The organism is Saccharopolyspora rosea (assembly GCF_025643595.1).
Lineage (GTDB): Bacteria > Actinomycetota > Actinomycetes > Mycobacteriales > Pseudonocardiaceae > Saccharopolyspora > Saccharopolyspora rosea.
In genome coordinates this window covers 3,198,578-3,225,311 of sequence record NZ_CP102826.1, presented here as the reverse complement: position 1 = coordinate 3,225,311, position 26,734 = coordinate 3,198,578, and the positions used below count along the sequence as shown (strand labels likewise).

The 26,734-nt window shown below is 72.0% G+C and carries 25 protein-coding genes; 11 read left to right on the top strand and 14 right to left on the bottom strand.

Annotation, left to right across the window (positions count from 1 at the left end; all coding sequences use genetic code 11):
- Positions 1-41 precede the first annotated feature (41 nt).
- Positions 42-1,298, bottom strand: coding sequence for an aspartate aminotransferase family protein (locus NV263_RS14945; RefSeq protein WP_263253894.1), 1,257 nt, complete (start codon positions 1,296-1,298; stop codon positions 42-44).
- A 123-nt stretch (positions 1,299-1,421) separates the two neighbouring features.
- Here NV263_RS14945 and NV263_RS14940 point away from each other — a divergent pair, with 123 nt between their 5' ends.
- Entirely contained in the window at positions 1,422-2,912 is a 1,491-nt protein-coding gene (locus tag NV263_RS14940; RefSeq protein ID WP_263253893.1) for an NAD-dependent succinate-semialdehyde dehydrogenase, read from the top strand.
- A gap of 61 nt (positions 2,913-2,973) precedes the next feature.
- Here NV263_RS14940 and NV263_RS14935 read toward each other — a convergent pair whose 3' ends face one another.
- The 4 genes from NV263_RS14935 to NV263_RS14920 form a co-directional block, all read right to left on the bottom strand.
- The gene (locus tag NV263_RS14935; RefSeq protein ID WP_263253892.1) at positions 2,974-3,666 is read right to left on the bottom strand and encodes a GntR family transcriptional regulator; all 693 of its coding nucleotides are present in this window, start codon (positions 3,664-3,666) and stop codon (positions 2,974-2,976) included.
- A gap of 4 nt (positions 3,667-3,670) precedes the next feature.
- Positions 3,671-4,444 (bottom strand): maleate cis-trans isomerase family protein, encoded by a 774-nt coding sequence (locus NV263_RS14930; RefSeq protein WP_450104039.1) that lies wholly within the window; start codon positions 4,442-4,444, stop codon positions 3,671-3,673.
- 133 nt (positions 4,445-4,577) lie between these two features.
- A complete protein-coding gene (locus NV263_RS14925; RefSeq protein ID WP_263253889.1) occupies positions 4,578-5,336 on the bottom strand; it encodes a maleate cis-trans isomerase family protein in 759 nt (252 codons plus the stop codon).
- 12 nt (positions 5,337-5,348) lie between these two features.
- A complete protein-coding gene (locus tag NV263_RS14920) occupies positions 5,349-5,843 on the bottom strand; it encodes a DUF3830 family protein (protein WP_263253888.1) in 495 nt (164 codons plus the stop codon).
- 222 nt (positions 5,844-6,065) lie between these two features.
- Here NV263_RS14920 and NV263_RS14915 point away from each other — a divergent pair, with 222 nt between their 5' ends.
- From NV263_RS14915 to NV263_RS14905, 3 genes are all read left to right on the top strand, one after another.
- Positions 6,066-7,031 (top strand): D-2-hydroxyacid dehydrogenase, encoded by a 966-nt coding sequence (locus NV263_RS14915; protein WP_263253886.1) that lies wholly within the window; start codon positions 6,066-6,068, stop codon positions 7,029-7,031.
- Positions 7,032-7,044: 13 nt separating this feature from the next.
- The gene (locus NV263_RS14910) at positions 7,045-8,439 is read left to right on the top strand and encodes an amidase (RefSeq protein WP_263253884.1); all 1,395 of its coding nucleotides are present in this window, start codon (positions 7,045-7,047) and stop codon (positions 8,437-8,439) included.
- 84 nt (positions 8,440-8,523) lie between these two features.
- A complete protein-coding gene (locus tag NV263_RS14905; protein WP_263254204.1) occupies positions 8,524-8,718 on the top strand; it encodes a hypothetical protein in 195 nt (64 codons plus the stop codon).
- A 185-nt stretch (positions 8,719-8,903) separates the two neighbouring features.
- On the opposite strand, the gene NV263_RS14900 is transcribed toward NV263_RS14905, so the two are convergent.
- The gene (locus tag NV263_RS14900; protein ID WP_380758009.1) at positions 8,904-9,830 is read right to left on the bottom strand and encodes a YeiH family protein; all 927 of its coding nucleotides are present in this window, start codon (positions 9,828-9,830) and stop codon (positions 8,904-8,906) included.
- A gap of 243 nt (positions 9,831-10,073) precedes the next feature.
- Between NV263_RS14900 and NV263_RS14895 the strand changes: the two genes are divergently transcribed.
- The gene (locus NV263_RS14895; protein WP_263253882.1) at positions 10,074-10,967 is read left to right on the top strand and encodes a LysR family transcriptional regulator; all 894 of its coding nucleotides are present in this window, start codon (positions 10,074-10,076) and stop codon (positions 10,965-10,967) included.
- 1 nt (position 10,968) lies between these two features.
- Here the strand turns inward: NV263_RS14895 and NV263_RS14890 are convergent, their stop codons facing one another.
- Both NV263_RS14890 and NV263_RS14885 read right to left on the bottom strand, forming a co-directional pair.
- A complete protein-coding gene (locus NV263_RS14890) occupies positions 10,969-12,402 on the bottom strand; it encodes a gamma-aminobutyraldehyde dehydrogenase (RefSeq protein ID WP_263253881.1) in 1,434 nt (477 codons plus the stop codon).
- A gap of 85 nt (positions 12,403-12,487) precedes the next feature.
- Complete coding sequence (locus NV263_RS14885) at positions 12,488-13,753, bottom strand: MFS transporter (protein WP_263253879.1); 1,266 nt, start codon at positions 13,751-13,753, stop codon at positions 12,488-12,490.
- 69 nt (positions 13,754-13,822) lie between these two features.
- Here NV263_RS14885 and NV263_RS14880 point away from each other — a divergent pair, with 69 nt between their 5' ends.
- The 4 genes from NV263_RS14880 to NV263_RS14865 all read left to right on the top strand — a co-directional run bounded on the left by NV263_RS14880 (position 13,823) and on the right by NV263_RS14865 (position 17,450).
- Positions 13,823-14,500, top strand: a complete 678-nt coding sequence (locus tag NV263_RS14880; protein WP_263253877.1) for a GntR family transcriptional regulator — start codon at positions 13,823-13,825, stop codon at positions 14,498-14,500.
- A gap of 115 nt (positions 14,501-14,615) precedes the next feature.
- Positions 14,616-15,431, top strand: coding sequence for an AraC family transcriptional regulator (locus tag NV263_RS14875; protein WP_263253875.1), 816 nt, complete (start codon positions 14,616-14,618; stop codon positions 15,429-15,431).
- Positions 15,432-15,435: 4 nt separating this feature from the next.
- Complete coding sequence (locus tag NV263_RS14870; protein ID WP_263253873.1) at positions 15,436-15,831, top strand: VOC family protein; 396 nt, start codon at positions 15,436-15,438, stop codon at positions 15,829-15,831.
- Between the two features lie 95 nt (positions 15,832-15,926).
- The gene (locus tag NV263_RS14865; RefSeq protein WP_263253872.1) at positions 15,927-17,450 is read left to right on the top strand and encodes an AMP-binding protein; all 1,524 of its coding nucleotides are present in this window, start codon (positions 15,927-15,929) and stop codon (positions 17,448-17,450) included.
- Positions 17,451-17,504: 54 nt separating this feature from the next.
- Here NV263_RS14865 and NV263_RS14860 read toward each other — a convergent pair whose 3' ends face one another.
- The 3 genes from NV263_RS14860 to NV263_RS14850 form a co-directional block, all read right to left on the bottom strand.
- Positions 17,505-18,731 carry an SPFH domain-containing protein gene (locus NV263_RS14860; RefSeq protein WP_263253869.1) on the bottom strand — a complete coding sequence of 409 codons (1,227 nt, stop codon included), beginning with the start codon at positions 18,729-18,731 and terminating at the stop codon, positions 17,505-17,507.
- A 10-nt stretch (positions 18,732-18,741) separates the two neighbouring features.
- Positions 18,742-19,173: an NfeD family protein gene (locus NV263_RS14855; RefSeq protein ID WP_263253867.1), complete on the bottom strand. Its 432-nt coding sequence runs from the start codon at positions 19,171-19,173 to the stop codon at positions 18,742-18,744.
- Between the two features lie 101 nt (positions 19,174-19,274).
- The gene (locus NV263_RS14850; RefSeq protein ID WP_263253866.1) at positions 19,275-20,078 is read right to left on the bottom strand and encodes a DUF3097 domain-containing protein; all 804 of its coding nucleotides are present in this window, start codon (positions 20,076-20,078) and stop codon (positions 19,275-19,277) included.
- Between the two features lie 138 nt (positions 20,079-20,216).
- On the opposite strand from NV263_RS14850, the gene NV263_RS14845 reads away from it, so the two are divergent.
- Positions 20,217-20,990 (top strand): hypothetical protein, encoded by a 774-nt coding sequence (locus tag NV263_RS14845; protein ID WP_263254201.1) that lies wholly within the window; start codon positions 20,217-20,219, stop codon positions 20,988-20,990.
- 56 nt (positions 20,991-21,046) lie between these two features.
- On the opposite strand, the gene NV263_RS14840 is transcribed toward NV263_RS14845, so the two are convergent.
- From NV263_RS14840 to fabG, 3 genes are all read right to left on the bottom strand, one after another.
- Complete coding sequence (locus NV263_RS14840) at positions 21,047-22,069, bottom strand: ferrochelatase (protein ID WP_263253865.1); 1,023 nt, start codon at positions 22,067-22,069, stop codon at positions 21,047-21,049.
- A 57-nt stretch (positions 22,070-22,126) separates the two neighbouring features.
- A complete protein-coding gene (gene fabI, locus NV263_RS14835; protein ID WP_263253863.1) occupies positions 22,127-22,894 on the bottom strand; it encodes an enoyl-ACP reductase FabI in 768 nt (255 codons plus the stop codon).
- Between the two features lie 94 nt (positions 22,895-22,988).
- Complete coding sequence (fabG, locus tag NV263_RS14830) at positions 22,989-23,693, bottom strand: 3-oxoacyl-ACP reductase FabG (protein WP_317630429.1); 705 nt, start codon at positions 23,691-23,693, stop codon at positions 22,989-22,991.
- Positions 23,694-23,871: 178 nt separating this feature from the next.
- Between fabG and NV263_RS14825 the strand changes: the two genes are divergently transcribed.
- Positions 23,872-26,733 carry an FAD-binding and (Fe-S)-binding domain-containing protein gene (locus NV263_RS14825; RefSeq protein ID WP_263253860.1) on the top strand — a complete coding sequence of 954 codons (2,862 nt, stop codon included), beginning with the start codon at positions 23,872-23,874 and terminating at the stop codon, positions 26,731-26,733.
- The last annotated feature ends 1 nt before the right edge of the window (position 26,734 follow it).

Sequence of the window (26,734 nt, the reverse complement as noted above, 5' to 3'; positions counted from 1 at the left end):
GGGTGGTGAGCGGTCACGCAGCGCCGCCCACCACCGGCCGGTCAGGCCGACACCGCGTCGTGCACGGCCTGGCTCCACAGCCCGACCGCCTCGTCGACCTGGTCGGCGGTGACGATCAGCGGGGGGATCATGCGCACCACGTTGCCGTGCGGCCCGCAGGTCAGCAGCAGCAGGCCGCGCTCGGCCGCGGCGGCGTGGGCGCGGGTGGCGGTGGTCGTGTCGGGTTGCCCGTCGGGCGTGGTGAACTCGTTGGCCAGCATCAGCCCGAGGCCGCGCACGTCGCCGATGACCGGGTGTTCGGCGGCGACCTTGTGCAGCCCCTCGCGCAGCCGGCTGCCCTGTTCGGCCGCGTTGGCGACCAGGTTCTCGTCGCGGACCACGTCCAGGGTGGCCACGGCGGCCGCGGCGGCGACGGCGTTGCCGCCGTAGGTGCCGCCCTGCGAGCCCGGCCACGCCCGGCTCATCAGCTCCTGGCCCGCCGCGATCGCCGACAGCGGGAAGCCGCTGGCCAGCCCCTTGGCGGTGATGAGGATGTCGGGGCGGATCGCGGCGTGCTCGTGCCCCCAGAACCGGCCGGTGCGGCCCACGCCGGTCTGCACCTCGTCGAGGATGAGCAGGATGCCGTGCCGGTCGGCGCGGTCGCGCAGCCCGGCCAGGAACTCCGGGGGCGCGGGGATGTAGCCGCCCTCGCCGAGGACCGGCTCGACGATGATCGCCGCGGTGTCGCGGGGGGAGCTGACGGTGACCAGCAGCTGGTCGAGCTCGCCGAGCGCGAAGCGCACCGCCTCGGTCTCGCTCCAGCCGTGCCGGTAGGTCTCCGGGAAGGGCGCGAAGGCCACGCCGGGCATCATCGGGCCGATCCCGGACCGGACCTTGGTGCCGGAGCTGGTCAGCGCGCCGGCGCCCATGGTGCGCCCGTGGAACCCGCCCTGGAAGGCGATGATGTTCTGCCGCCCGGTGGCCTGCCGGGCCAGTCGCACCGCGGCCTCGACCGCTTCGCTGCCGGAGTTGACGTAGAACAGCCGGTCCAGCCCGTCGGGCAGCACTTCGCCGAGGCGTTCGGTCAGCCGCAGCAGCGGGCGGTGCATGACCGTCGTGTACTGGCCGTGGATCAGGGTACCCACCTGGCGCTGGGCGGCTTCCACCACGCGCGGGTGGCAGTGGCCGGTGCTGGTGACTCCGATCCCGGCGGTGAAGTCGAGGTAGCGGCGGTCCTGTTCGTCGTAGAGGTGGACACCTTCCCCGCGGGCGGCCAGGACCGGTGTCGCCTGCTTCAGCACCGGCGAGAGCTCAGCCATGATCAACTCCCAGCTCATCGAAGCGAATCGCATTCAGAATGTAGGATTGTTGACAATCTCGGATCTCATGCAACCATCACCCGGCGCCGGTGTCCACCATCGAACACGAGAAGGGGTCTCCGCATGACCGCCACGAGCACCGCAACCGAACAACACCCGCGTGAGTCCGCCGTCGTCGACGCCGCCCCCAAGCAACTGCTCATCGGCGGCAAGTGGCGCCCGGCCAGCGGGGAACGCACCTACGAGGTCGAGGACCCCTCGACCGGCCAGGCGCTGTGCTCGGTCGCCGACGCCTCGCCCGAGGACGGCCTGGCCGCGCTGGCGGCCGCCGCCGACGCCCAGCACGACTGGGCCAAGCACCCGCCGCGCGAGCGGGGCGAGATCCTGCGCCGCGGCTTCGAACTGATCATGCAGCGGCACGAGGACCTGTCGCTGCTGATGACCCTGGAGATGGGCAAACCGCTCGCCGAATCCCGCGCCGAGATCACCTATGCGGCTGAATTCTTCCGGTGGTTCTCCGAGGAGGCGGTGCGCATCGGCGGCGACTACGCCGTCGCGCCCAACGGCACCGGCCGCTTCCTGGTGATGCGCCAGCCCGTCGGCCCGGCCCTGCTGATCACCCCGTGGAACTTCCCCATGGCCATGGGGACCCGCAAGATCGGGCCGGCGATCGCCGCCGGCTGCACCTCGGTGATCAAACCCGCCCACCAGACCCCGCTGTCGATGCTGGCGCTGGCCGACATCCTCATCGAGGCGGGCCTGCCCGAGGGCGTGCTCAACGTGGTGACCTCCCGCAGCGCGGGCAGGCTGATGGAGCCGATGATCCGCGACGGGCGCGCCCGCAAGCTGTCGTTCACCGGCTCCACCGGGGTCGGCCGCAAGCTCATCGAGCAATCCGCCGACCAGGTGCTGAAGGTGTCGCTGGAACTCGGCGGCAACGCCCCGTTCATCGTCTTCGACGACGCCGACCTCGACGCCGCCCTGGACGGGGCGATGCTGGCCAAGATGCGCAACATCGGCGAGGCGTGCACCGCCGCCAACCGGTTCTACGTGCACGCCGACGTCGCCGAGGAGTTCTCCCGCAGGCTGGCCGAACGCATGCGCGCGCTGCGCGTGGGCCGCGGCGTCACCGACGAGATCCAGGTGGGCCCGCTGATCGACGCCGACCAGCTGGGCAAGGTCGACGAGCTGGTCTCCGACGCGCTCGGGCAGGGCGCCGAGGTCGTCACCGGCGGATCCCGCCGCGACGGCGACGGCTACTTCTTCGAACCCACCGTGCTCAAGAACGTGCCGCGGGCCGCGCGGATGACCCGCGAGGAGATCTTCGGACCGGTCGCCGCGATCACCCCGTTCACCGACGAGCAGGCCGTGATCGACCAGGCCAACGACACCGAGTACGGCCTGGTCAGCTACCTCTACACCCGCGACTTGCAGCGCGCGCTGCGGGTCAGCGAGGCGTTGGAGAGCGGCATGGTCGGCCTCAACCAGGGCATGGTGTCCAACCCGGCCGCTCCCTTCGGCGGCGTCAAGCAGTCCGGCCTGGGCCGCGAGGGCGGCAAGGTGGGCATCGACGAGTTCCTGGAGACCAAGTACGTCGCCGTCGGCGGTCTGTGACCGCACCGCGTGGGGGCGGGTGCGCCCGGTCAGCGCAGCCGCCCCCCACGCGTGCGGGGGTCTACCCGGCCAGGGAGCCGTTGAGCCGGTCCAGCGCGTCGGTCATGTGCGCTTCCAGCCGTTGCAGCAGCAGCTGCTCGTCACCGGCCTCGATCGCGTCGACCAGCCCCTTGTGCTCGTCCACCAGGGCCTGCACGTCGGCGTGGTACTTGTCCTGCAACGCCGTCAGGCACATCCGCTTCTCCACCAGCAGCGTCTGGGCCATGCGCTGCAGCCGCGGACTGCCCGACACCCGCACCAGCGTCTCGTGGAACTCCTGGTCGGCGTCGGCCAGCTCGATCTGATCGCTCTTTCCCGCCGCGGCCACCATGCGGCTCTGCGCGGCGGTCAGCTCCGCCACCGCCTCCACCCGGTGGTGCCGCACGATCTGCTCGCACGCGGCCCGCTCCACCGCCAGCCGCGCCAGGTACAGGTCGTGCACGTCGTCGGCGTCCAGCGTCATCACGAACAGGCCGCGGTGCGGTTCGCTGCGCAGCAGCCCTTCCGCGACCAGCCGCTGCATGGCCTCGCGCAGCGGGCCCCGGCTCACGCCGAGCCGGTTGGCCAGTTCAGCCTCGCCGAGCTGGCTGCCCGGCGGCAGCGACCCGTACATGATCGCCGAGCGCAGCTGGTCGGCCACGATCGCCGCGGTCGACTTGCGCTGCACCGGCTCTAACTCACCCGGCTGCTGGTTCTGCTCGTCGGTCCCGAGCACCTCGTCACCATCTCCTCGTCGGCGGAAAGCCCGTCGGCTCTCCTGCGGCAGGCCCCGCCGGGGGCCTGCGGAACAGCGTTCCCACTCCGTTTCGCGCCGTGCCGTCGCCGGCCAGGCGCAACGCCTCCCACGCGCTGACCTGGTTGGCGGTGAGCACGGGCTTGCCGAGCCGGTCCTCCAACTCGTCCAGCCACGCCGCGGTGTGCAGCGCGGTGTCCGGCATCAGCAGTGCCTCGGCCCGGTCGTCGTCGTTGGCCGCGGCGAACTCCAGCACCTGCTCGCGGGGCAGCGTGCCGACCTCGGCGGCGGTGACGATGCCCCTGCTGGACAGCCGCACCACCTCCAGGTCGGCGGCGTGCAGGAACTCCACGAACCGCTCGGCCACGTCGGCCGGGTAGGTGGCGGCCACCGCCACCCTGCGCAGCCCGAGCCGGGCGGCGGCGTGCACGAACGCGAACGAGGTGCTGGAGGTCGGCAGGCCGGTGACGGCCTGCAGCTTCTCCACCTGTTCGCGCGCGCCCTGCCAGCCGAAGACGAAGCTGCCGCTGGTGCACGCCCAGATCACCGACTCCACCGGGTGCTCCAGCAGCGCGCGGGCACCGTCGGCGAGCACCGACTCCGAACCGACGTCCAGCAACGCGTCGACCCGGTGGGCGTCCTCGCGCATCAGCGTGTGCACCACCGGCAGCCGGACTCCGCCGCCGAGCAGGCGTTCGAGGGTGGGGTAGTCGTCTTCGGCGCTGTAGCCGGGGTAGAGAATTCCTGCGGTGTGCGGCACCGGGAGCTCCATCCTTGGTCGACGTCCGGGGTTCGCTGGCCGCAGCCCACGGTGGGCAACACCGACACGACCGGTCGATTGTTGACAATGTTACCGCACCGGGGCTTCAAGCCGAGTGGTCGTAATGTGTTCGTCACGCGGCGGGCGCGTCCACGACCTGCGTCAAGCGTTGTTCGGGCGCCACCGCGCGCAGTCCCATCTCGCGCAGCGCCGCCCAGATCGTGACCTGGTTGGCCGTCAGCACCGGCTTGCCCAGGTCCTGCTCCAAGGGGCCGATGATGTCGTAGGTGGGCAGATTCGTGCAGGAGATGAACATCGCCTCGGCCTCCGGGCGGTCAGCCGAACGCACGATGTCGACGACCTGCCGGTAGCTGACCTTCCAGATCTGCCCGAGCAGACCCAGTCCGACGCTGGTGACCACCTCGACGCCGTGCTCGTCGAGGAAACCCAGCAACCGGTCGGTCACCGCCTCGACATACGGCGTGGCGATCGAGATCCGCCCGACCCCCAGCGTGGTCAGGGCCTGCACCAGCGCCCCGGACGCGGTCACCGCGGCCGGGGCACCGGCCTGGCGCATCACCTCGACCAGCCCGCGCTCCCCGGTGGCGCCGTTGACGAAACTGCCCGAGGTGCAGGCGTAGGCGACCACCTCCGGCTCCGGCGTCAGCAGGTCGCGGGTGGCGGCGTGCACCGCCGCCTCGTCGCTGACCAGACTCGCCTGCTCGACGGTCACCGGCACCGGCACGAAGGCGGTGCGCGTCACGTACAGCGACACGTTCTCCGGCGTCCACCGCCACAGCTCGCGGTCGAGCGCGAGGTCGAACGGAGCGATCACGCCCACGCCGCGTTGCGGCTCCGGGCCGGTCACCGCCCCGAGGAAGTCAGGCGGCATGCGTCTCCCCCGTCAGCCCGGGTGGCGGTCGTAGCGCAGCGTCTCGCCCACGCTGCCCGAGCGCCACACGTCGTTGCACGCCTCGGCCATCCGGTCCAAGCCCTCCACGATGGTGGCGTACACGTTGCCGGGCACCCAACCCACGTCGCCGTTGAGCAGCAGGTTGTTGCGGCCGTAGAAGATCGCCAGGTCGATGACCCCGGGCAGCTCGTGGATGTTCTTCTCCTCCTTGAACGCCCGGTCGAGCATGCCGCCGGGGAAGGAGAAGTACACGACATCCCCCGGGATCGGCGTCACCGTCGGGTTCTCCTGCCCGGGCTCCTCGGCCGCGAAACGGGGCACCATCGTGTAGATCTCGTTGCGCGCGTACTTGGCGTGGTGCACCGGGCCGACCTGGGGCAGCGCCTGCCACACCGCCTCGCAGGTGCGGGGCGCGTCCTTGTCCAGCAGCTCGGCCACGCAGGAGACCCCGCGCTTTTCGAGCGTGATCGACAGGTACCTGGGCATCGTGGACTCCCGTTCGCTCTGGGGGATTCGCCGAAATCCCGCGGCCGCACCCGTCCCGACCCGCCACCGCCCCGGGGCGGAAACGATCTTCGAGTGAAGACTACCCGCGGATTGTTGACAATCCTACGAACGCTTCATAGCGTGTCAATGCCCTTCCCGCGGCAGCGCACGTGTCCGCTGTGGACCAGGCAATTCCCCGGCCCATTCCCTAAGGTCGTCCCCATGATCCACCGCACGCCGACCGTCGTGGTGCTGCACGGCGGCACCCCACCACCGGCCCTGTCGCGCATCGAGACCGCGGCCCGCACCCGCTTCGCCGACGAGTCCGAGCTGGCCCGAGCGCTGCCCGGCGCCGACGTGCTGTTCGTCTGGGACTTCCGCTCCGACGCCGTCGCCGACGCCTTCCCCACCGCCGACGCGCTGCGCTGGGTGCACGCCGCCAGCGCCGGGGTCGACCGACTGCTGTTCCCCGACCTGCTGGCCTCCGAGGTCGTGCTCACCAACTCCCGAGGCATCTTCGACCGCGCCATCGCCGAATACGTCCTGGGCACCGTGCTCACCTTCGCCAAGGGACTGCACACCACCCTGCGCCTGCAGGACCGCAAGCAGTGGCGCCACCGCGAAACCGAACGCATCGACGGCGCCACCGCGCTCGTCGTGGGCACCGGACCCATCGGGCGCGCCATCGCCGCACAGCTCACCGCCGTCGGCATGCACGTCACCGCCACCGGCCGCGTCGCCCGCACCGGCGACCCCGACTTCGGCGACGTGCACGCCTCCACCGACCTGCCCGAGGTCATCGGCACCGCCGACTACGTCGTGCTCGCCGCCCCGCTGACCGACCAGACCAAGGGCCTGATCGACGCCACCGCGCTCGCCCGCTGCAAACCCGGCGCCCGACTGATCAACATCGGCCGCGGCGAACTCGTCGTCGAAGAGGACCTCGTCGCCGCACTGCGGGCCGACAACCTCGCCGGTGCCGCCCTGGACGTGTTCCAAACCGAACCGCTACCGACGTCCTCACCCCTGTGGGAGATGCCCGACGTGCTCGTCTCCCCGCACATGTCCGGCGACTTCGTCGGCTGGATCGACGCACTGGTCGACCTGTTCCTGGACAACCTGCGCCAGTACACCGACGGCGCACCCCTGCGCAACGTGGTGAACAAACAACGCGGCTACGTGAGCTGAACGGAGGCACCCGATGCCCGACACCCGCCCGGCACAACGCACCGCAGCCGACCTGACCGCCACCGAACTGCTCGCCGCCTACGCGCACGGCGAGCTCTCCCCCGTCGAGGCCACCGAGGCCACCCTGCGCCGCATCGAGGAAGCCGACCCCGCGGTCAACGCCTACTGCCTGGTCGACGCCGACCGCGCGCTGAACCAAGCCCGCGCCAGCGAAGCCCGCTGGGCCCGCGGCGAACCCGCGGGCAAGCTCGACGGCGTCCCCACCTCCATCAAGGACATCTTCCTCACCAAGGACTGGCCGACACTGCGCGGCTCCCGCACCGTCGACCCCGACCAGCACTGGACCGTCGACGCGCCCGCCGTGGCCCGGATGCGCGAGCACAACGCCGTGTTCGTCGGCAAGACCACCACACCCGAACTCGCGTGGAAGGGCGTCACCGACAGCCCGCTGACCGGCATCACCCGCAACCCGGTCGACCCCACCCGCACCGCAGGTGGCTCCTCCGGCGGCGCGGCCGCCGCCGTCGCACTCGGCATGGCCCCGCTGGCCATCGGCACCGACGGCGGCGGCTCGGTGCGCATCCCCGCCTCCTTCTGCGGCATCGCCACCCTCAAACCCACCTACGGGCGCATCCCGCACTACCCCGCCAGCCCCTACGGCACGCTCGCCCACGCCGGCCCGATGACCGCCACGGTCGCCGACACCGCACTGCTGCTCGACGTGCTCAGCGAACCCGACAGCCGCGACTGGTCCGCACTGCCCCCACCCACCGAATCCACAGCGGACACACTCGACGCCGGGGTGCGCGGCCTGCGCATCGCCGTCAGCACCGACCTCGGCTTCGCCACCGTCGACCCGGAAATCGCCCGCCTGGTCACCGCCGCCGCGCACACCTTCACCGAACTCGGCGCCATCGTCGAAGAAGCCGACCCCGGCTTCACCGACCCCGTCGAGGACTTCCACGTCCTGTGGTTCTCCGGAGCCGCCAAGTCCGTCGAACACCTCACCGCCGGACAACGCGACCAACTCGACCCCGGCCTGCACGAGATCTGCCGACTCGGCCTGACCTACACCGCCCAGGACTACCTGGAAGCCACCAACACCCGCATGCTCCTGGGCCAACGCATGGGCGCCTTCCACCAGACCTACGACCTGCTGCTGACCCCCACCGTGCCCATCCCCCCGTTCGAGGCCGGCCGCGAAGTCCCCACCGGATGGCCCGGCGAACGCTGGACCAGCTGGACCCCGTTCACCTACCCGTTCAACATGACCCAGCAGCCCGCCGCCAGCATCCCCTGCGGGCACACCTCCGACGGCCTGCCCGTCGGACTGCAGATCGTCGGCCCCCGACACAGCGACGCGCGCATCCTGCGCGCCGCCCGCGCCTACGAACGAACCCGGCACTGACGGCCCTGGCCGCGCCGTGCGCACGATCTTCGCCTGCGCGCTTCCCCAGACCTGCGCCGGGAGATCCATGGCGGATTGCAGCTCGTGGAGAACTGGAACTCCGGCAACACCGTGCTGTTCTACGGCAAAGACGACGACTTGACCGATCCGGACCGGGAGCACGCCGAGGTTTCCATGCTCGCTCTGCACCTGCTGCAATCCGCTCTGGTGCACGACGCGCGCTTAGCCCGCTGTTCTGGTCCCTACGGCCGGTTCCGCCTGGACATGGACACCCGCTGAGGCGGAGTCCGGTGGGACGCGGCCTGGACTTGCGGTGTCTCACATACCTAAGTCCGGTGACAACCTCACTTGTCCGAGGCTAACCGGACGCTCGTCGGCCATGAGCCAGACGATCATCGGCTACGCCCGCTGCTCCTGGCGCACCACGTGGGGGCCACCCGGCACCGGGAGGCCCCCACGTCGCATCAGGTCAACGTCAACATCGACGCGAACGTCACCACCGCGGCCAGCAGCGTCGACCCCGCGCCCAGCACGAACGCCTTCGGACCGTTGCGCAGCAACGACTTCACCCGCACCGAGGTGCCCAGCGCGAACAGCGCACCGGTCAGCAGCACCGTCGTCAACTGCTTCGCCCCGCCGAGCACCGCCTCCGGCAACACCCCCGAACTGCGCACCGCCACCGCGACCAGGAAACCCACCACGAACAGCGGAATGATCGGCGGACGCGCACCAGTCGCCGCCGCCGCAGCAGCCCTGCGACGCCGCTCCACCAAGCTCACGATCGTCACCATCGGCGCCAACAGCACCACGCGGCTGAGCTTGACCACGACCGCGACCGCCACCGCCGCCGCACCCGCCGGCGACGCCGCGGCCACCACCTGCGCGACCTCGTGCACGCTGCCGCCCGCGATCCGCCCGGTCTCGTCCGCCGACAACCCCAGACCAGCGCACACGCCCGGCAGCACCAACATCGCGATGCTGCCGAACACCGTCACCATCGCCACCCCGGTGGCCACGTCCTCGTCGTCGCGATCGACCACGCTCTCCATCGCCGCGATCGCCGACGCACCGCAGATCGAGAACCCCGTCGCCACCATCATGCCCAGGCCGCGCGAGACCCCCAGCATCCGGCCGAGCAGCAACGTCCCCAGGAACGTCACCGCCACCACCAGCAGCACCGCCACCACGGTGCCCATCCCCAGACCCAGCACCTGACCGACCGCCAGCTGCAGGCCCAGCAGGACCACGCCCGAGCGCAACAACTTCTTCATCGCCCACGCCATGCCCGGCCGCGTCGACTCCGGGAACCGCGGCACATTGCCCACCACGATGCCCAGCACCACGGCCACGGTCAGCGAATTCACCGCGGGCACCAGCCCGGAAAACGCCATCGACACGGCGATCGCCGCGACCGTCACCAGCAGCCCGGGCCACAACGTCGCGACCCGATGTTCGGATTTCAGCGTCTGAGTCACGCCGCCCAGGCTCGTCGCCCCACCCGCCACGCAGTAGCCGCGAACCGCATAGGTCGTCATAACCGAACGGAATGCCAGACCACGTCAAACCAGGACGAACCACCCGAAAAACCCCACATCGCGGGCAACCAACCCCCACCGCCGACCTACCCTGGAGGAATGACCACCCCCGACACCGAGGCACTCCGACTCCTCGTCCTCGTCGGCGACCTCGGCAGCATCGGCGCCGCCGCAGCCGAACTGCACATCAGCCAACCCTCGGCCAGCAAACGACTCAGCCGACTCGAACGCCAACTCGCCCTCGACCTGGTCCAACGCACCCGCCAAGGCTGCACCCTGACCCCCTCCGGCGTCATGGTCCGCGACTGGGCCCGCCAAGTCCTGGTCCACCTCGACGGCCTGATGACCGGCGTCCGCGCCCTGCGCGCCCAACACCAGGCCAGACTCCGCGTCGCCGCCAGCATGACCGTCGCCGAATACCTCGCCCCCCGCTGGATCAGCCGACTCCGCGGCACCATGCCCGACACCCAGCTCGAACTCGACGTCGCCAACTCCCTGGCCGTCGCCGAAGCCGTCCGCCACGGCCACGCCGACCTCGGCTTCATCGAAACACCCGTACCCCCCGACGGCGTCTCCGTCCGCCACGTCACCCGCGACCGCATGGTCGTCGTCGCCCCACCCGACCACCCCTGGGCCCGCCGCACCCGCCCGCTGAGCCCCGCCGAACTCGCCGCCACCCCGCTCATCGTGCGCGAAGACGGCTCCGGAACCCGCGAAACCCTCTACCGCGCCCTCGCCGACGTCGGCGCCGCCCCCGTCACCCCGCTGCTCGAACTGCACTCCACCACGGCCGTGCGCAACTCCGTGGTCGCCGGAGCAGGACCCGCCGTGCTCAGCGTCCTGGCCGTGGCCACCGACCTGGCCGAAGGCCGCCTCATCGACGTGCCCGTCGACGGACTCGACCTGCGCCGCCCGCTGCACGCCGTCTGGCGCGCCGGCCTGCACCTCACCGGCCCCGCCGCCGCACTGCTGGCCATCGCCATGCGGACCTGAACTACTCCCAGTCCGACATCACGTGCTTGATCCGGCTGTACTCCTCCAACCCGTACCGGCCGAAATCCCGCGCCGACGCCGAATGCTTGAAACCGCTGTGCGGCATCTCCGCCGCGAACGGGTGGTGGGTGTTGATCCACACCGTCCCCGCCTGCAACCGACGCGACACCCGCATCGCCCGCGCGTGATCCGCCGTCCAGATGCTGGCCACCAACCCGTAGCGCACCCCGTTGGCCAACCGCACCGCCTCCTGCTCGTCGGCGAAGCGCTGCACCGTGGCCACCGGACCCAACAACTCGTTCTGCACCAGCTCGTCGTCCTGGCACACCCCGGCGACCAGCGTCGCCTCGTGGAAGAACCCGCGCTCGCCCTTGCGACGCCCCCCGGCGACGACCCGCGCGTGCTCCGGCAGCCGGTCCAGATGGGCCTGCACCAACTCCAACTGGCCCAGGCTGTTCAACGGCCCGAACGCCGCGTCCGGATCCTGCGGCGGCCCCGGGCGCATCGCCGCCGCCCGCTCCGCCAACGCCGCCACCAGATCGTCGTAGATCCCCGGACCGGCCAGCACCCGGCTGGCCGCCGTGCAACTCTGGCCCGCGTTGCCGAACGCCGCCGAGGCGATCCGCCGCGCCGCGGTCTCCACGTCCGCGTCGTCGAACACCACCGCCGGAGCCTTGCCGCCCAACTGCAAGTGCACCCGCTTGAGATCGGCCGCCGACGACCCGGCCACCTCCATGCCCGACCGCACCGTGCCGGTGATCGAGAACATCCCCGGCACCTCGTGCGCCACCATCGCGCGCCCGCTGTCCCGGTCCCCGCAGATCAGGTTGAACACCCCGGCGGGTAGGAACTCCCCGGCGATCCCGGCCAACAGCACACCGCTGGCCGGCGTCGTCTCCGCCGGCTTGAGCACCACCGTGTTGCCCGCCGCCAACGCCGGGGCGAACTTCGCCACCGCCAGCAACAGCGGATGCGTCCACGACGTCACCTGCGCGCACACCCCGATCGGCTCGCGGCGCGCGAAGGACGTGCACCCGGGGTGGTACTCCCCCGCCGCGCCGTCCTGCTGCACCCGCGCCGCGCCCGCGTAGAACCGCAACAGGTCCACCGCCATCGGCAGCTCGTCGTCGCGCACCACCCACCACGGCTTGCCGGTGGCGCGGCACTCGGCGCGGATCAGCTCCTCCGCCCGATCCTCCACGGCATCGGCGATCTCCAACAGCGCCTGCTGCCGCTGCCGCGGCGTGGACTGCGACCACGACTCGAACGCCGCCGCGGCCACCTCCATCACCGCGTCCACATCGGTCCACCGCGTCAGCGGCGCCGTGCCGTACTCCTCGCCCGTGCTGGGATCCACCAGCGGCAGCACCTCGCCGGACACCGTGCCCGCGGGCTCGCCGCCGACGAAGTTGTGCAGTTCCAACGCCGTGGTCACAGCCCCTCCATCGCCGGTGCCGGTCACGCCCACCGACCCTATCTGCCGCGGCAGCGCTGTGAAGGTGGCTCGCCGGGAAGGGTGATCACCGGTCGCGCAGCCGCAGCTGCGCCACGGTTCCGATCACCAGCAGCGCCAACACCGGCGCGAACGCCCACCGGTACGCCTGGCCCGCGGGCAGCCACGACACCGCCTGCAACACCAGGCCGACCAGCAGCTGGATCAGCACGGCGGCCGTGAACCCGCCCATGTTCACCACACCGGTGGCCGTGCCGGACCGGTGCGCCGAGTTCGCCGCGCGGGCGCCGTCGAAGGCCAGCATCGCCGCGCCACCGCCGAAACCGATCAGCACCAGCGCCGCGACGAGCACCGGGGTCGGCAGCACGCCCGGCCACCCGACCATGACCGCCCACACCAGCGCGACCACGCAGGACAGGCCGAACGTGTACCACTCGCGGCGGACGTGCCGACCGGCGATGTACTGCCCGGCGAACCACGAGCCGACGATGAAGCCCACCACGCTCAACAGCAGCAGCGTGCCGACGTCGCTGCGGCCCTGCGACTGGGTCAGCCACGGCGAGCCCCACAGCGTGGTCACCGCGAGGAACTGCGCCATGAGCACGAAGTGCGTCCAGAACGAGTGCTTGGTACCGCGCTGGGCGACGACCTCCCGCAGCGTGTGCCGGACCCGCTCCACCGGGGCCGGCTCGTCGCGGGTGTGCGCCGAGGTGTGCGCGGGCTGGTCGCGGATGACCGCCGCGGCGGCCACCGCCAGCGCCGCGGTCACCGCGGCGGCGCCCAGGAAGGTCGGCAGCCAGCCGAGCCCGTCCAGCGCCATGCCCAGCGGGAGCGTCGACACGACCTGCCCGAGTCCGCCCGCCAGCCCGGTGATCGCGGCGACCTTGCCGAAGCGGTGCGGCGGGAACCAGTGCGCGGCCAGGCGCAGCACGTTGGTGAACATGAACGCGTCGCCGAAGCCGATGAGCATGCGGCCGACGATGCCGCCGACCACCGATGCGCTGAACCCGAACACCGCGGACCCCGCGGCCAGCGCCAGCACGCCGCCGGTGATCACCTTGCGCGGGCCGAGCCGGTCGGCCAGCAGCCCCGACGGCACCTGGAGCGCGAGGTAGACGCCCAGCTGCAACGCGGAGAACAGCGCCAGGATCGCCGGGCCGGTGTGGAACCGCTGCAGCGCCTCCGGCGCCGCCACCCCGAGGCTCGCCCGGTGGAACAGCGCGGCGAAGTAGCACAGGGCACCCACTCCCCACACCACCCAGGCCAGCACCGCCGATCGGCGCTGCCGGCCCGGATCTTGCTGTGCCGGTTCTGCGGACACGGCTGTCGACACGTGACTCCCCTCCCATGGACCTTCTTGTATCCATCATAGATACAAGCGGCACCCCAGTACGATGTGCCCGTGTCGAGCGCAACACCACCCACGACCCCCGCCACCGACCGGGCCTACGCGCACGTCAAGACGGGCCTGCTGGACGGCACCTACCCCGACGGGCACCTGCTGTCCGAAGGCGAGGTCGCCGCCGCGCTGCAGATGTCGCGCACCCCCGTCCGCGAAGCCTTCCTCCGCCTGCAGACCGAGGGGTTCCTGCGCCTGTACCCCAAGCGCGGCGCCCTCGTCGTCCCCGTCACCCCCACCGAGGCGCGCGCGGTCGTCGAGGCCCGGCTGGCGCTGGAGAGCTTCGCCATCGACAAGCTCACCGCCCAGGGACCGCAGGCCATGGCCACCACCGGCAAGGAACTGGCCGACCACCCCGCCTGCGCCGGCGACGACCTCGGCGACGCCGAACTGCACGAGGCCGACCGGGGTTTCCACGCCCACCTCGTCGCCGCGGCCGGGAACCCCGTGGTCACCGACCTCTACAACGCGCTGCGCGACAAGCAGATGCGCATCACCGCGACCGCCCGCACGCACACCGCCCGGGGCCGGATCACCCACCAGCACGCGCGCCTGGCCGAGGCGATCCGCGACGGCGACGCCGACCGCGCCAAGACCCTGCTGCGCGAACACCTCCTCGGCACCGTGCGCGCCTTCGGCGTCTCCGGTGGCCCCTACCTCGATCCCACCGACGAGGACTGACCAGGCTCTCTGCCGTCGTTGCTGGTCTTTCGGTGGGTTCCGGAGGATTGATTTCGGCCAACACTGAAATCATTTAACGAACAAAACGTCATGCGCTCGTCCTACCTTCGACGGCATGCCGGATTCGCAGCTCGTGGTGGGGACCCCGCCGCCCCACCTGCGACCGCTGGTCCCGCGGTGGACTGGCTACCACGTCCGCGGCCCGGCCGGGGTGCACCACGGGGTGCCGTCGCGCTCCATGACCGTGGTCATCGCGCTGGACGGCACCGTCGACCTCCTGCTCCCGCGTCGTTCGCGGACGGCGGTGACCGGGGGGCTGCGATCGAGGCCGGTGCTCGTCGAGCACGGCGAGCTGCAGCACGGCCTGCAGCTCGAACTGACCCCGCTGGGAGCCCGCGCGCTGTTCGGCGTTCCCGCGGGTGAACTCGCCGAGACCGTGGCCGACCTCGACGACGTGCTCGGCCCCGCGGCGGGGGAACTGCTGGACCGGCTGGGTTCGGCCACCAGCTGGGCCGATCGGTTCGCCCAGCTCACCGGCGTGCTCGAACGCCTGGTCCGGCCGGCGGAACTGCCCTCGGCCGAACTGGCCCTGGCGTGGCGGCGCCTGGCCGCCACCGACGGAGCCGTGCCGGTGCGGGAGCTGGCCGAGGAGACCGGGTGGAGCAGGCAGCACCTGCGGACCCGGTTCCGCCGGGAGTTCGGCCTCTCGCCCAAGCTCGCCGCCCGCGTGATGCGCTTCGAACGGGCCCGCCGCCTGGTGGCGGTCGCGCCCCGGCGGAGGCTGGCCGACATCGCGGCCGAGTGCGGCTACGCCGACCAGGCCCACCTCAACCGCGACTGGCGCGAGTTCTGCGGCGCCACCCCGTCCGAGTGGATCAGCACGGACCTTCCATTCGTCCAAGGCGCGCAGGAACCGGAGACGACATCCTGAGGCCATGACGGACACCACGACGAAGACCGGGATCTGGCCGCTGGTCCCCTACGCCGACAAGAACGCCGGAATCCGGTTCCTGACCGAGGCTTTCGGCTTCACCGAAGCGGCCGTCGTCCACGGTGACGACGACGAGATCGTGCACGCCGAGCTCCGCTGGCCGCACGGTGGCGGGATCATGATCGGCACCGTGGACGAGAACAACCCGTTCGCCAAACCCCGCGGCTCGGCCGGGCTCTACGTGGTCACCGACGACCCGGACGGGCTCTACCGGCGCGCCGTCGCGGCGGGCGCGGCGGTGGTCCGCGAGGTCGCCGACACCGACTACGGGTCCCGGGAGTTCGCCGTGCGCGACCCGGAGGGCAACACGTGGTCCTTCGGCACCTACGCGGGCAGCTGAGCCGAACACCACTCCTCCGTTTGATCATTTCCGTCCCTTCCGGGTGATATAGTTTGGTTGGTACAACCAACAACCATTCCGACCCGGAAGGGAACATGTCCGCTACCGCACCGCGTTCCTCCGCCGAAGTGCTGCTCGACTCGTGCGCCCAACGACGCGACAGCACGGCCCTGGTCCACGGCGACCGCCACGTCACCTACGGCGAGATCGTCGACCAGGTCCACCGCCTCGCCCGCACCCTGGACGCGCACGGACTGCAGCCCGGAGACGTGGTCACGCTGCTGGGCGGCAACGCGCCCGAGATGATCATGGTCCGGCTCGCCGCCAACCTGCTGGGCTGCGGCGTCGCGCAGCTGTACAACGGCATCTCGGTGGAGTCGAAGGCGGCGATCGTCGCCGACGTCGAGTGCCGAGCCCTCATCGTCGACCCCGGGTTCGCCGACAACGCCCGCCAGGTCCTCGAACACTGCTCGCCCGGTGAGGTGCTCGGCCTCGGCCCCGGCATCGGCACCGACCTGCTCGCCGAGGCCGCCGACCAGCCCGCCGAGCCGGTCGAGGGGCGGGCCCGCCCGGACGACGTCCAGCAGATCCGGCACACCGGCGGCACCACCGGGCACCCCAAGGGCATCTGCTACACTTTCGCCACCGGTCTCGCCCGCGCGCAGCAGCGACCGGAAGGGCCGCAGCTGATCACCTCGGAAACCCGGCTGCTGGTGTGCACCACGATCGCGCACGCGGCCGGTTTCATGGCCGACAGCGTGCTCCAGAACGGGGGCGTCGTCGTCCTGCACGACGAGTTCGAGCCCGGTGCGGTGCTGGAGACCATCGAGCGCGAACGCATCGAGCTGATGTTCCTGCTGCCGCCGCTGCTGTACAAGCTGCTGGACCACCCGTCGATCGACGACCGGGATCTCGGCAGCCTGCGCTGCATCGTCTACGGCGGCTGCAAGTCCTCGCCCAAGCGGCTGGCCCAGGCCGCCGAGCGCCTCGGGCCGGTGCTCGTGCAGATGTACGGGCAGACCGAGGCCGGGATGATCAGCCTGCTGCGCCCCGAGGAGCACGACCCCGGGCGCCCCTGGCTGCTGGAGACGGTGGGACGTCCCGTGCCCACCACCGAAGTCGCCGTGTGCGACGAGAACGGCCACCGGCTGCCGGAAGGCAGCCGCGGGGAGCTGTGGGTGCGCACCGGCATGCACATGGACGGCTACTGGAAGCAGCCCGAGCTGACCGCCCAGACCATCCAGGACGGCTGGGTGCGCACCGGCGACGTCGGCTACCTCGACGCCGAGGGCTACCTGCACGTGGTCGACCGGGTCAAGGACATGATCGTGGTCGTCGGCGGGCACGTCTACACCTCCGAGGTGGAGGACGTGCTCATGGAGCACCCCGCCGTCCGCCACGCCGCCGTGTTCGGCGTGTCCGATCCCGACGGTGCCGAGAAGGTGCACGCCGCCGTCGTCACCGCGCAGCCGGTCGACGCCGAGGAACTGGAGGACCTCGTCGAGCGGCGCAAGGGCTCGATGTACCGGCCGACGGTGCTGGTCGTCGACGACCTGCCGCTGACCGATGCGGGCAAGCCGGACAAGAAGGCGCTGCGCGGCCAGCTCGCCCGCGCCTGACGCAGTGCACAGCGGCCCGGGGGACGTGGTCCTCCGGGCCGCTTCGACTTCGCGTCAGTCCTGGTCGCGCTGCTCGTCCTCGCGCCGGGCCGGCGGTGCCGACGCGGGCGGTTGGGCCAGCGCGCCCGGCTCGCCGAGCGCCCCCGGGCGCAGCGCGCCGGTCCCGCCGATCGACGTCGGGCTCGGCACCTCCTTGCGGGCGACCGCTTCGGCGGCCCGCACCGCCTCGGCGACCTCCGGGCTGGTGGTGGTGTCGAACCAGGACTTGACCGACTCCTCCTCCGCTTCCGGCGCGGTCTCCGGCGGTTCCTCGGCCGGGGGCTCGTAGCGGAACACACCGTCCTCGCCGGGTGCGCCGAGGCTGCGGGCGAAGCCCTCCAGCGCCTTGCTGAAGTCGCTGGGCACCACCCACACCTTGTTGGCATCGCCCTGCGCCATCTGCGGCAGCGTCTGCAGGTACTGGTAGGCCAGCAGCTCCGGCGTGGGCTTGCCCCGCTTGACCGCGGCGAAGACCTTCTCGATCGCCTTGGCCTGCCCCTGGGCCTGCAGGTACCGGCTGGCCCGGTCGCCCTGCGCCCGCAGGATGCCGGCCTGCCGGTCCGCCTCGGCGGCCAGGATCGCCGCCTGCTTCTGGCCCTCCGCGGCGAGGATGGCGGCCTGCTTCTGACCCTCGGCGGTCTTGATCGCCGACTCCCGCTCGCCCTCGGCGTTGAGGATCATCGCGCGCTTCTCCCGGTCGGCGCGCATCTGCTTCTCCATCGAGTCCTGGATGGACGGTGGCGGGTCGATGGCCTTCAGCTCCACCCGCGCGACCCGGATGCCCCACCGGCCGGTCTCCTGGTCCAGCACCCCGCGCAGCTGGGTGTTGATCTGGTCGCGGGAGGTCAGCGTCTCCTCCAGGCTCATGCCACCGACCACGTTGCGCAGCGTCGTGGTCGTCAGCTGCTCCACGCCGACGATGTAGTTGGAGATCTCGTACACCGCCGACCGCGCGTCGGTGACCTGGAAATACACCACCGTGTCGATCGACACGGTCAGGTTGTCCTGGGTGATCACCGGCTGCGGCGGGAACGACACCACCTGCTCGCGCAGGTCGATGCGCGCCCGGACCCGGTCCAGGAACGGCATCAGGAAGTTCAGGCCCGGGGCGGCCACGGTGCGGAACCGGCCGAGCCGTTCGACCACCGCCGCCTGCGCCTGCGGCACGACCAGCACGGCTTTCACCGCCACCACGATCACCAACAGGACGATGATCACCAGGGCGATCAGTTCTGCCCCCACATCAGCCTCCTCAGGGCTCGGCCCACACCACGGCGGTCGCTCCGGAGATCTCCATCACGAGCACCGTCTCGCCGGCCTGCATCACTTGTGTCTCGTCGAACGCCCGCGCCGACCACAACTCTCCGCCGATGCGCACCCGCCCACCATGGGCATCCACAGTGGACTCGACCACGGCCTTCCGGCCGACCAGAGCGTCCACATTGGTCTTCAGCTCGTGCTGGACCTGCAACCGCCGCTTCAACGCCGGGCGCGCCGTCACGACCAGCCCGAGCCCGAGCACGGCGAACACCAGCACGTCCATCCCCAGCGACGCGCCCAGCGCCGCCGCCCCGGCCGCGCCCAGCGCCGCCACGCCGAGCATCACCAGGACGAACTCGCCGGACAGGGTCTCGGCCACGACCAGGACCACCCCGGCGATCAGCCACAGCAACGCGGGCGTCATGGCTCCATGGTGGCACCGCCGCGGGCCCCCGCGAGGCCAGGACGTCACGGCGTGATCAACGCGTGATTTCGCCGGCCCGTCGGCTTCAGCGGGCCCGAGGATCAGGCAGGTTCGGTGACGAAATCGATCAGTCGCTCCACCGCTGAGATCAGCGGTGTCTCCAGGTCCCGGAAGCTCGACACCGACCCCAACACCCGGCGCCAGCCGTCGGCGGGTTCGCCCCAGCCCAGCCGTCGGCACACGCCCTGCTTCCAGTCCTCGCCGCGCGGCACCTCCGGCCAGGCGTCGATGCGCACCGCCGCGGGCTTGACCGCTTGCCAGATGTCGACGTACGGGTGGCCGAGCAGCAGCACGTGCGGGTCGTCGATGTCCGCCGCCAGCCGGGATTCCTTGCTGCCCGACACCAGGTGGTCCACCAGCACCCCGACCCGCCGCCCCGGCTCCGGGCCGAACTCGGCCAGCAGACCGGGCAGGTCGTCCACGCCGTGCAGCGGCTCCACCACGACGCCCTCGACGCGCAGGTCGTGGCCCCAGACGCGTTCGACCAGCTCGGCGTCGTGCACGCCCTCGACCCAGATGCGGCTGCCGCGCGCCGCGCGGGCCCGCAGGCCCTCCACCCGCACCGACCCCGACGCCGACCGGGCCGGGCGGTCCGGCGCGCGGCGCACCGGCACGAGCGTGGCGGGTTCGCCCTCGTGCAGGAACGCCGCCGGCCGCATCGGGAACACCCGCTGCTTGCCGTGCCTGTCCTCCAGCACGACCGCACCGGCCTCCACCCGCACCACCGCGCCGCAGAAACCGCTCGCGGGATCCTCGACCACCAGCCCCGGCTCAGCAGGAACCTCCGGCACCGCGCGCCGCCGGGGTCCCGCCAGGATGTCCTTGCCGTAGTTCACCGAACGCACGAGGGGTCACGGTAATCCGATCACCCTCCCGGTGGACACGCGGCACGCCGCCGGCGTGGATCACATCCGACCGCCCCCGCCAGCCGGGACCGTGCCGGGGTCCTTACCCTGGGCGACGTGCCTTGCCCAAGCGCGACGATGGTTGTCTGGACCTCGGCCTGGCTGCACGGTGCGGCCGCCTCGGACGACGTGCTGGACGCCCTGCACCCGTGGGCCGATGCGCACGAGGTGCGCGCCGCCGACGCCGACACGGCCGCCCGGCTCGACCTCCCCGGACCCGACGACGTCCCCGACGGTCCCGCGCTGCTGCTGGCGGCGCTGCGCAAGGCCGGTGCGGCCGGGGGCGAGCTGGTGCTGCCCGTGCCCGGGGACGCGCGCGGTCTGGACGGCGCCACCCCGTTCGCCAAGCACGCCATGCGCCACGGCGAGGCGGCCGTGCTGCCCGAGGCCCGCATCGGCCTGGTCCCGCACGAGGTCGCCGACGGGGTGCTGCGCTGGACGGTCTTCGGACTCGGCGAACTGGCCCCGCCCGAGCACGTGCCGATCGGTGAGGCCGAGCACGGCATGTCCTCGGCGATGCGGGAGGCCGCGAGCACGCTGACCGACCTCGGAGTCGCCAAGCACCGGCCCAACGTGCGGGAGGAGATCGCCCGCACGGTCGCTTCGCGGCCCACTCCCCCGTGGCCGCAGAACGCGCCGCAACGCGCGCTGCGGGTGTTGCAGCGGGCCAGCGAGGTGGAGGCGATCCTCTGGGTGGCCACCGACGACTCGCCGGGTGGCGCGCTGTCGGCCTCGGCGACCCGCGCCCGCACCGAAGCGCTGCGCCCGTTGTTCGACGCGGTGCGCAGCGCCCGCCGCGCCGCCGTCGCCGAGATGGTGCGCGTCCTGGCCGGGCAGGCCGGAAAGCACTGACCCGACGCGAAAAAGCGGGGCACCGCGACCGGTGCCCCGCTTTTTCGCGCTGGCGTTCAGCAGCAGCCCGGCGCGCAGGGTTCGCCGTTGGTGGTGCAGCCCGCCGCGGCCATCGTGGACAGCTTGCGCGGCGGGGCGCCGTCGAGGTGTTCGGCGATCAGCTCGCAGATCATCTGGGCAAACTTCGGATCCGGGCCGGCGGTGGCCGCCCGGGCGAAGCCCATGCCCAGCTCGGCGGCCTTCTCCCTGGCCTCGTTGTCGAGGTCCCAGATGACCTCCAGGTGGTCGGAGACGAAGCCGACCGGACTGACCACCACGGCCGGCACGTCCTTGGCGTGCAGGTCGTCGAGGTGGTCGCAGATGTCCGGCTCCAGCCACGGCACCTCCGGCGGGCCGGACCGCGACTGCCACGCGACGTCGTAGGCGTCCACCCCGGCCTGCTCGGCCACCAACCGCGCGGCCTCGGCGACCTGACGGGAGTACCACTGCGGGCGGCCGTCCGGTCCCTCCAGCGCGTCGGCCTTGGTGGGGATCGAGTGCGCGGTGAACACCAGGCGGGCCTGGTCGCGCACGGCCGGGTCCAGTTCGGCGAAACCGCGCCGGACCGCGTCGGCGTTGGCCTCCACGAACAGCGGGTGATCGAAGAACTGGCGCAGCTTCACCAGTTCCGGCGCCCGCTCCCCGACCGCGGCGCGGGCCCGGGCGATGTCCTCGTGGTACTGGCGGCATCCCGAGTAACCGCCCCATGCCGAGGTGGCGAACACCAGCGCCCGGCGCACCCCGTCGTCGGCCATCCGCGCGACGGTGTCCTCCACCATCGGGTGCCAGTTGCGATTCCCGAAGTACACCGGCAGTTCGCGCCCCCGGGCGCGCAGTTCGGCCTCCAGCGCGGTGATCAGTTCCCGGTTGAGCCGGTTGATCGGCGACACCCCGCCGAAGTGGTGGTAGTGCTCGGCGACCTCGTCCAACCGCTCCGGCGGCACCCCTCTCCCGCGGGTGACGTTCTCCAGGAACGGGCGGACATCAGCTGGGCCTTCCGGGCCCCCGAACGACAGGAACAGCAGCGCGTCAAAGCTCACCGGACCATGATGACGCTGCGCAACCGCACTCGCGCATCCGGGGGCACCGGAGGGGGATCACATGCCCAGTGCGTGCACGCCGCCGTCGACCATGATCATCGAACCGGTGGTCTTGGGCAGCCAGTCCGACAGCACCGCGCACACCGACCGGGCCACCGGCGCCGGGTCGTTGACGTCCCACCCCAGCGGCGCCTTGTCGCCCCAGGCGTCCTCCAGCTCGCCGAAACCGGGGATCGACTTGGCCGCCATGGTGCGCACCGGTCCGGCCGAGACCAGGTTGACCCGCACACCCTTGGGGCCCAGCTCGCGCGCCAGGTAGCGGGAGGTCGACTCCAGGGCGGCCTTGGCCACGCCCATCCAGTCGTAGGCCGGCCACGCCACCCGGGCGTCGAAGTCCATGCCCACGATGGACGCGCCCTGGCCCAGCAGCGGCAGCGTCGCGGCGCTCAGCGACTTCAGCGAGTACGCCGAGATCTCCAGCGCGGTGGACACGTCTTCCCACGGCGCGGCGAGGAAGTCCGCGCCCAGGCAGGACGGCGGGGCGTAACCGATGGAGTGCAGCACCCCGTCGAGCCCGTCGACGTGCTCGCGAACCCGGTCGGCCAGGGTGTCGAGGTGCTCGCTGTTGGTGACGTCCAGTTCCAGCACCGGCGCCTTGTTCGGCAGCCGTCCGGCGATCCGCTCCACCAGGCTCATCCGGCCGAATCCGGTGAGCACCACCTCGGCGCCCTGCTCCTGGGCCACCCGGGCGGCGTGGAAGGCGATCGACGAGTCGGTGATCACCCCGGTGACCAGGATCCGCTTGCCTTCGAGCAGTCCGCTCACGTACATCCTCCGCTGTGCTCGTGCGGGGTGCGTCCCCGCACCGTCGATGGTGGACCCGCCGTGCCCGGCGGGTGAGAAGTCCACTGTGGACCGGTCAGTGCCCCATGCCCAGGCCGCCGTCGACCGGGATCACCGCGCCGGTGACGTAGGCCGCCTCTTCGGAGGCCAGCCAGCGCACCGTTCCCGCGACCTCCTCGGCCGCTGCGAACCGGTTCAGCGGGATCTGCCCGAGGATCTCCTTCTTGCGGTCCTCGGACAGCGCGTCGGTCATGTCGGTGGTCACGAACCCCGGGGCCACCACGTTCGCCGTGATGCCGCGGGACCCGAGCTCGCGGGCGATCGACCGGGCCAGCCCCACCAGGCCGGCCTTGCTGGCCGCGTAGTTGGCCTGCCCCGCGCCGCCGGAGAGCCCGACCACCGACGAGATGAAGATCATCCGGCCCGCGCGGTTGCGCAGCATGCCGCTCGCCGCGCGCTTGGCCACTCGGTAGGCGCCGGTGAGGTTGGCGTCGAGGACGCGGCCGAACTGCTCCTCGCCCATCCGCAGCAGCAGCCCGTCGTCGGTGATGCCGGCGTTGGCCACCAGCACCTCCACCCGGCCGTGCGCCGCCTCCACCTCGTCGAACGCGGCGGCCACCTGGTCGGCGTCGGTGACATCGCACCGCACCCCGAGCAGCCCGTCCGGGGCACCCGATCCGCGGTGGGTGACCGCGACCTTGTCGCCCGCGGCCTGGAACGCCTTCGCGATGGCCAACCCGATACCGCGGTTACCGCCGGTCACCAGTACGGACCGTGCCACTGTCGATCTCCCTCCGAAAGGCCGAACACGTCGTGTCAGGCGCGACATTATCCGTTCGGCCGATCGCAGCTCTCATCGCCTCCATACAGAAATGAGCGTTCCGTGTCGTGGTTCACCTACAGCACCGCGCGCGGGCAGACTCGGGTCCGGACGACGATCGCGACTGGAAGGAACGCCGATGACCGCCACCGCCGGGGCGCTCGCCGCCGAGCTGCGCGCCGCCGTGTCCGGACCGGTCCGGTTCGACCCGGGCACCCGCGCCCTGTACTCCACCGACGCCTCGAACTACCGGCGGGTGCCGGTGGGCGTGGTCTTCCCGCGCACCGAGGACGACGTGGCCGCCGCGGTGGACCTCGCCCGGCACCACGGCGTGCCGATCACCAGCCGCGGCGCGGGCACCAGCATCGCGGGCAACGCCTGCGGTCCCGGTCTGGTGCTCGACTTCTCCCGCCACCTCAACCGGATCCTGGACATCGACCCGCACCGCCGTCTCGCCCGGGTGCAGCCGGGCGTGGTGCTGGACGTGCTGCGGTCAGCGGTCGCCGGGCACGGCCTGACCTTCGGCCCCGACCCGTCCACGCACAGCCGCTGCACGCTCGGCGGCATGATCGGCAACAACTCCTGCGGCACGCACTCGGTGGCCTGGGGCAAGACCGTCGACAACGTGCGCTCGCTGGACGTGCTGCTCTCCGACGGCACGCGGCTGCAGCTCGGTCCCACCTCCCGCGCGGAGCTGGAGCGCCAGTGCGCGCGCGGCGACCGCACCGGACGCCTGTACCGCGACCTGGTGGCGCTGCGCGACGACACCGCCGAGCTCGTCCGGCGGTCCTTCCCGGACCTGACGCGGCGCGTGTCCGGCTACAACCTCGACCAGCTGCTCCCGGAGAACGGTTTCCACCTGGCCCGCGCGCTGGTCGGCAGCGAGGGCAGCTGCGCGACGCTGCTGGGCGCCACCGTCGAGCTCGTCGAGTCCCCCGCCGCGCGCGCCATGGCCGTGCTGGGCTTCCCGGACGTCTACTCGGCCGCCGACGAGGTCCCCCGGCTGCGCGGGCTGGACGCGCTGGCGATCGAGGGGCTGAGCCCGGAGCTGGTGGAGGTGGTGCGGCGCCGCAACCCGGACTCGCCGGCCCTGCCGCTGCTGCCCGGCGGTCGCAGCTGGCTGCTGGTCGAGACCGGCGGCCAGGACGTCGGCGAGGCCGCCGCGGCGGCCGACCGGATCGTGCGCACGATGGGCGACCGCGCCGAGAGCGTCGTGCACACCGACCCGGTGCGGATGGCCGCGCTGTGGAAGATCCGCGAGGAGGGCTCGGGCTACTCGACCCGGATGGCCGACGGGTCGGAGCGCTGGTCGGGGTGGGAGGACGCGGCGGTGCCCCCGGAACGGCTCGGCGCCTACCTGCGCGAGTTCGACGCGCTGCTGACCCGGTTCGGCCGCCGGGGCGTCACCTACGGCCACTACGGCGACGGCTGCATCCACGTGCGCATCGACTTCGACCTGCGCACCAGCCCCGGCAGCGCCGAGTACCGGGCGTTCCTGAAGGCGGCGGCGAACCTGGTGGTCTCGCACGGCGGCTCGATCTCCGGCGAGCACGGCGACGGCCAGGCCCGCTCCGAACTGCTGCCGATCATGTACCCGCCGGAGGTGATCCGGGCCTTCGAGCGGTTCAAGGCCGCCTTCGACCCCGCCGACCTGCTCAACCCCGGCCAGATCGTGCGTCCCCGACCCGTCGACGCCGACCTGCGACTGCTCGTCGCACCCCCGCGCCTGCCCACCCGCACCACGCTGGCGCTGCACGCCGACTCCGGAGACCTGGCCCCGGCCACCCGCCGGTGCGTCGGCATGGGCAAGTGCCTGAACACCACAGGTGGGGTGATGTGCCCCAGCTACCGGGCCACGCGCGAGGAGAAGCACTCCACCCGTGGTAGGGCGCACCTGCTGTTCGAGATGCTGGCCGGTCGGCTGGTCGACCGCGGCTGGCGTTCGCCCGAGGTCCGCGACGCGCTGGACCTGTGCCTGTCCTGCAAGGGCTGCAAGACCGACTGCCCCGTCGGCGTCGACATGGCCACCTACAAGGCCGAGTTCCTGCACCACCACTACCGGCACCGCCCGCGCCCGGCCGCGCACTACTCCATGGGGTTCCTGCCGCTGTGGCTCGCGCTGGCGCACCGTGCTCCGGCGCTGGCGAACCGCGTGCTGTCCGGGCCGCTCGCGCCGCTGCTCAAGCGACTCGGCGGCATCGCGCCGGAACGCGACATCCCGCCCCTGGCCGAGCAACCACTACAGGTGTGGTGGTCCCGGCGGCGCTCGTCGACGACCGGTCCGGCCGTGGTGGTCTTCCCCGACACCTTCACCAACCGGTTCGACCCGGACGTCGGCCGGGACGCCGTGGCGGCGCTGGAGGCGCTGGGCCACTCCGTGCGGATCCCCCGCGAGCCGATGTGCTGCGGGCTGACGTGGTACTCCACGGGCCAGCTCGGCACCGCCCGCCGCGTGCTGCGCCGCACCGCCCGGCTGCTGCGCCCGGACGTGGCACGCGGCCTGCCGGTGATCGGCCTGGAACCCAGCTGCACCGCGTTCCTGCGCAACGACGCCCTCGAACTGGCACCGCAGGACCCGGCGGTCACCGCGCTGGCCGAGGCGACCCGCACGTTCGCCGAAGCGGTCGAACCGACCCGCGAGCGCTGGCAGCAGCCCACCACCGGCCCGGACGCCCTGGTGCAGGTCCACTGCCACCAGTACTCCGAACTGGGCTTCACCGCCGACCGGGCCGCGCTGGAGGCCACCGGCCTGCGGGCGCGCGTGCTCGACTCCGGGTGCTGCGGACTGGCGGGCAACTTCGGCTTCGAACGCGGCCACTACGAGGTCTCGATGGCCTGCGCCGAACACGCCCTGCTGCCGGCCGTGCGCGCCGCGGAACCCGGCACCGAGGTCGTCGCCGACGGGTTCAGCTGCCGCACCCAACTGCGCCAGGCCACCGGCACCGAACCACTGCACCTGGCCACCGCGGTGGCCCGCGCGCTGGGAGTCGCGGGCCGGTGAC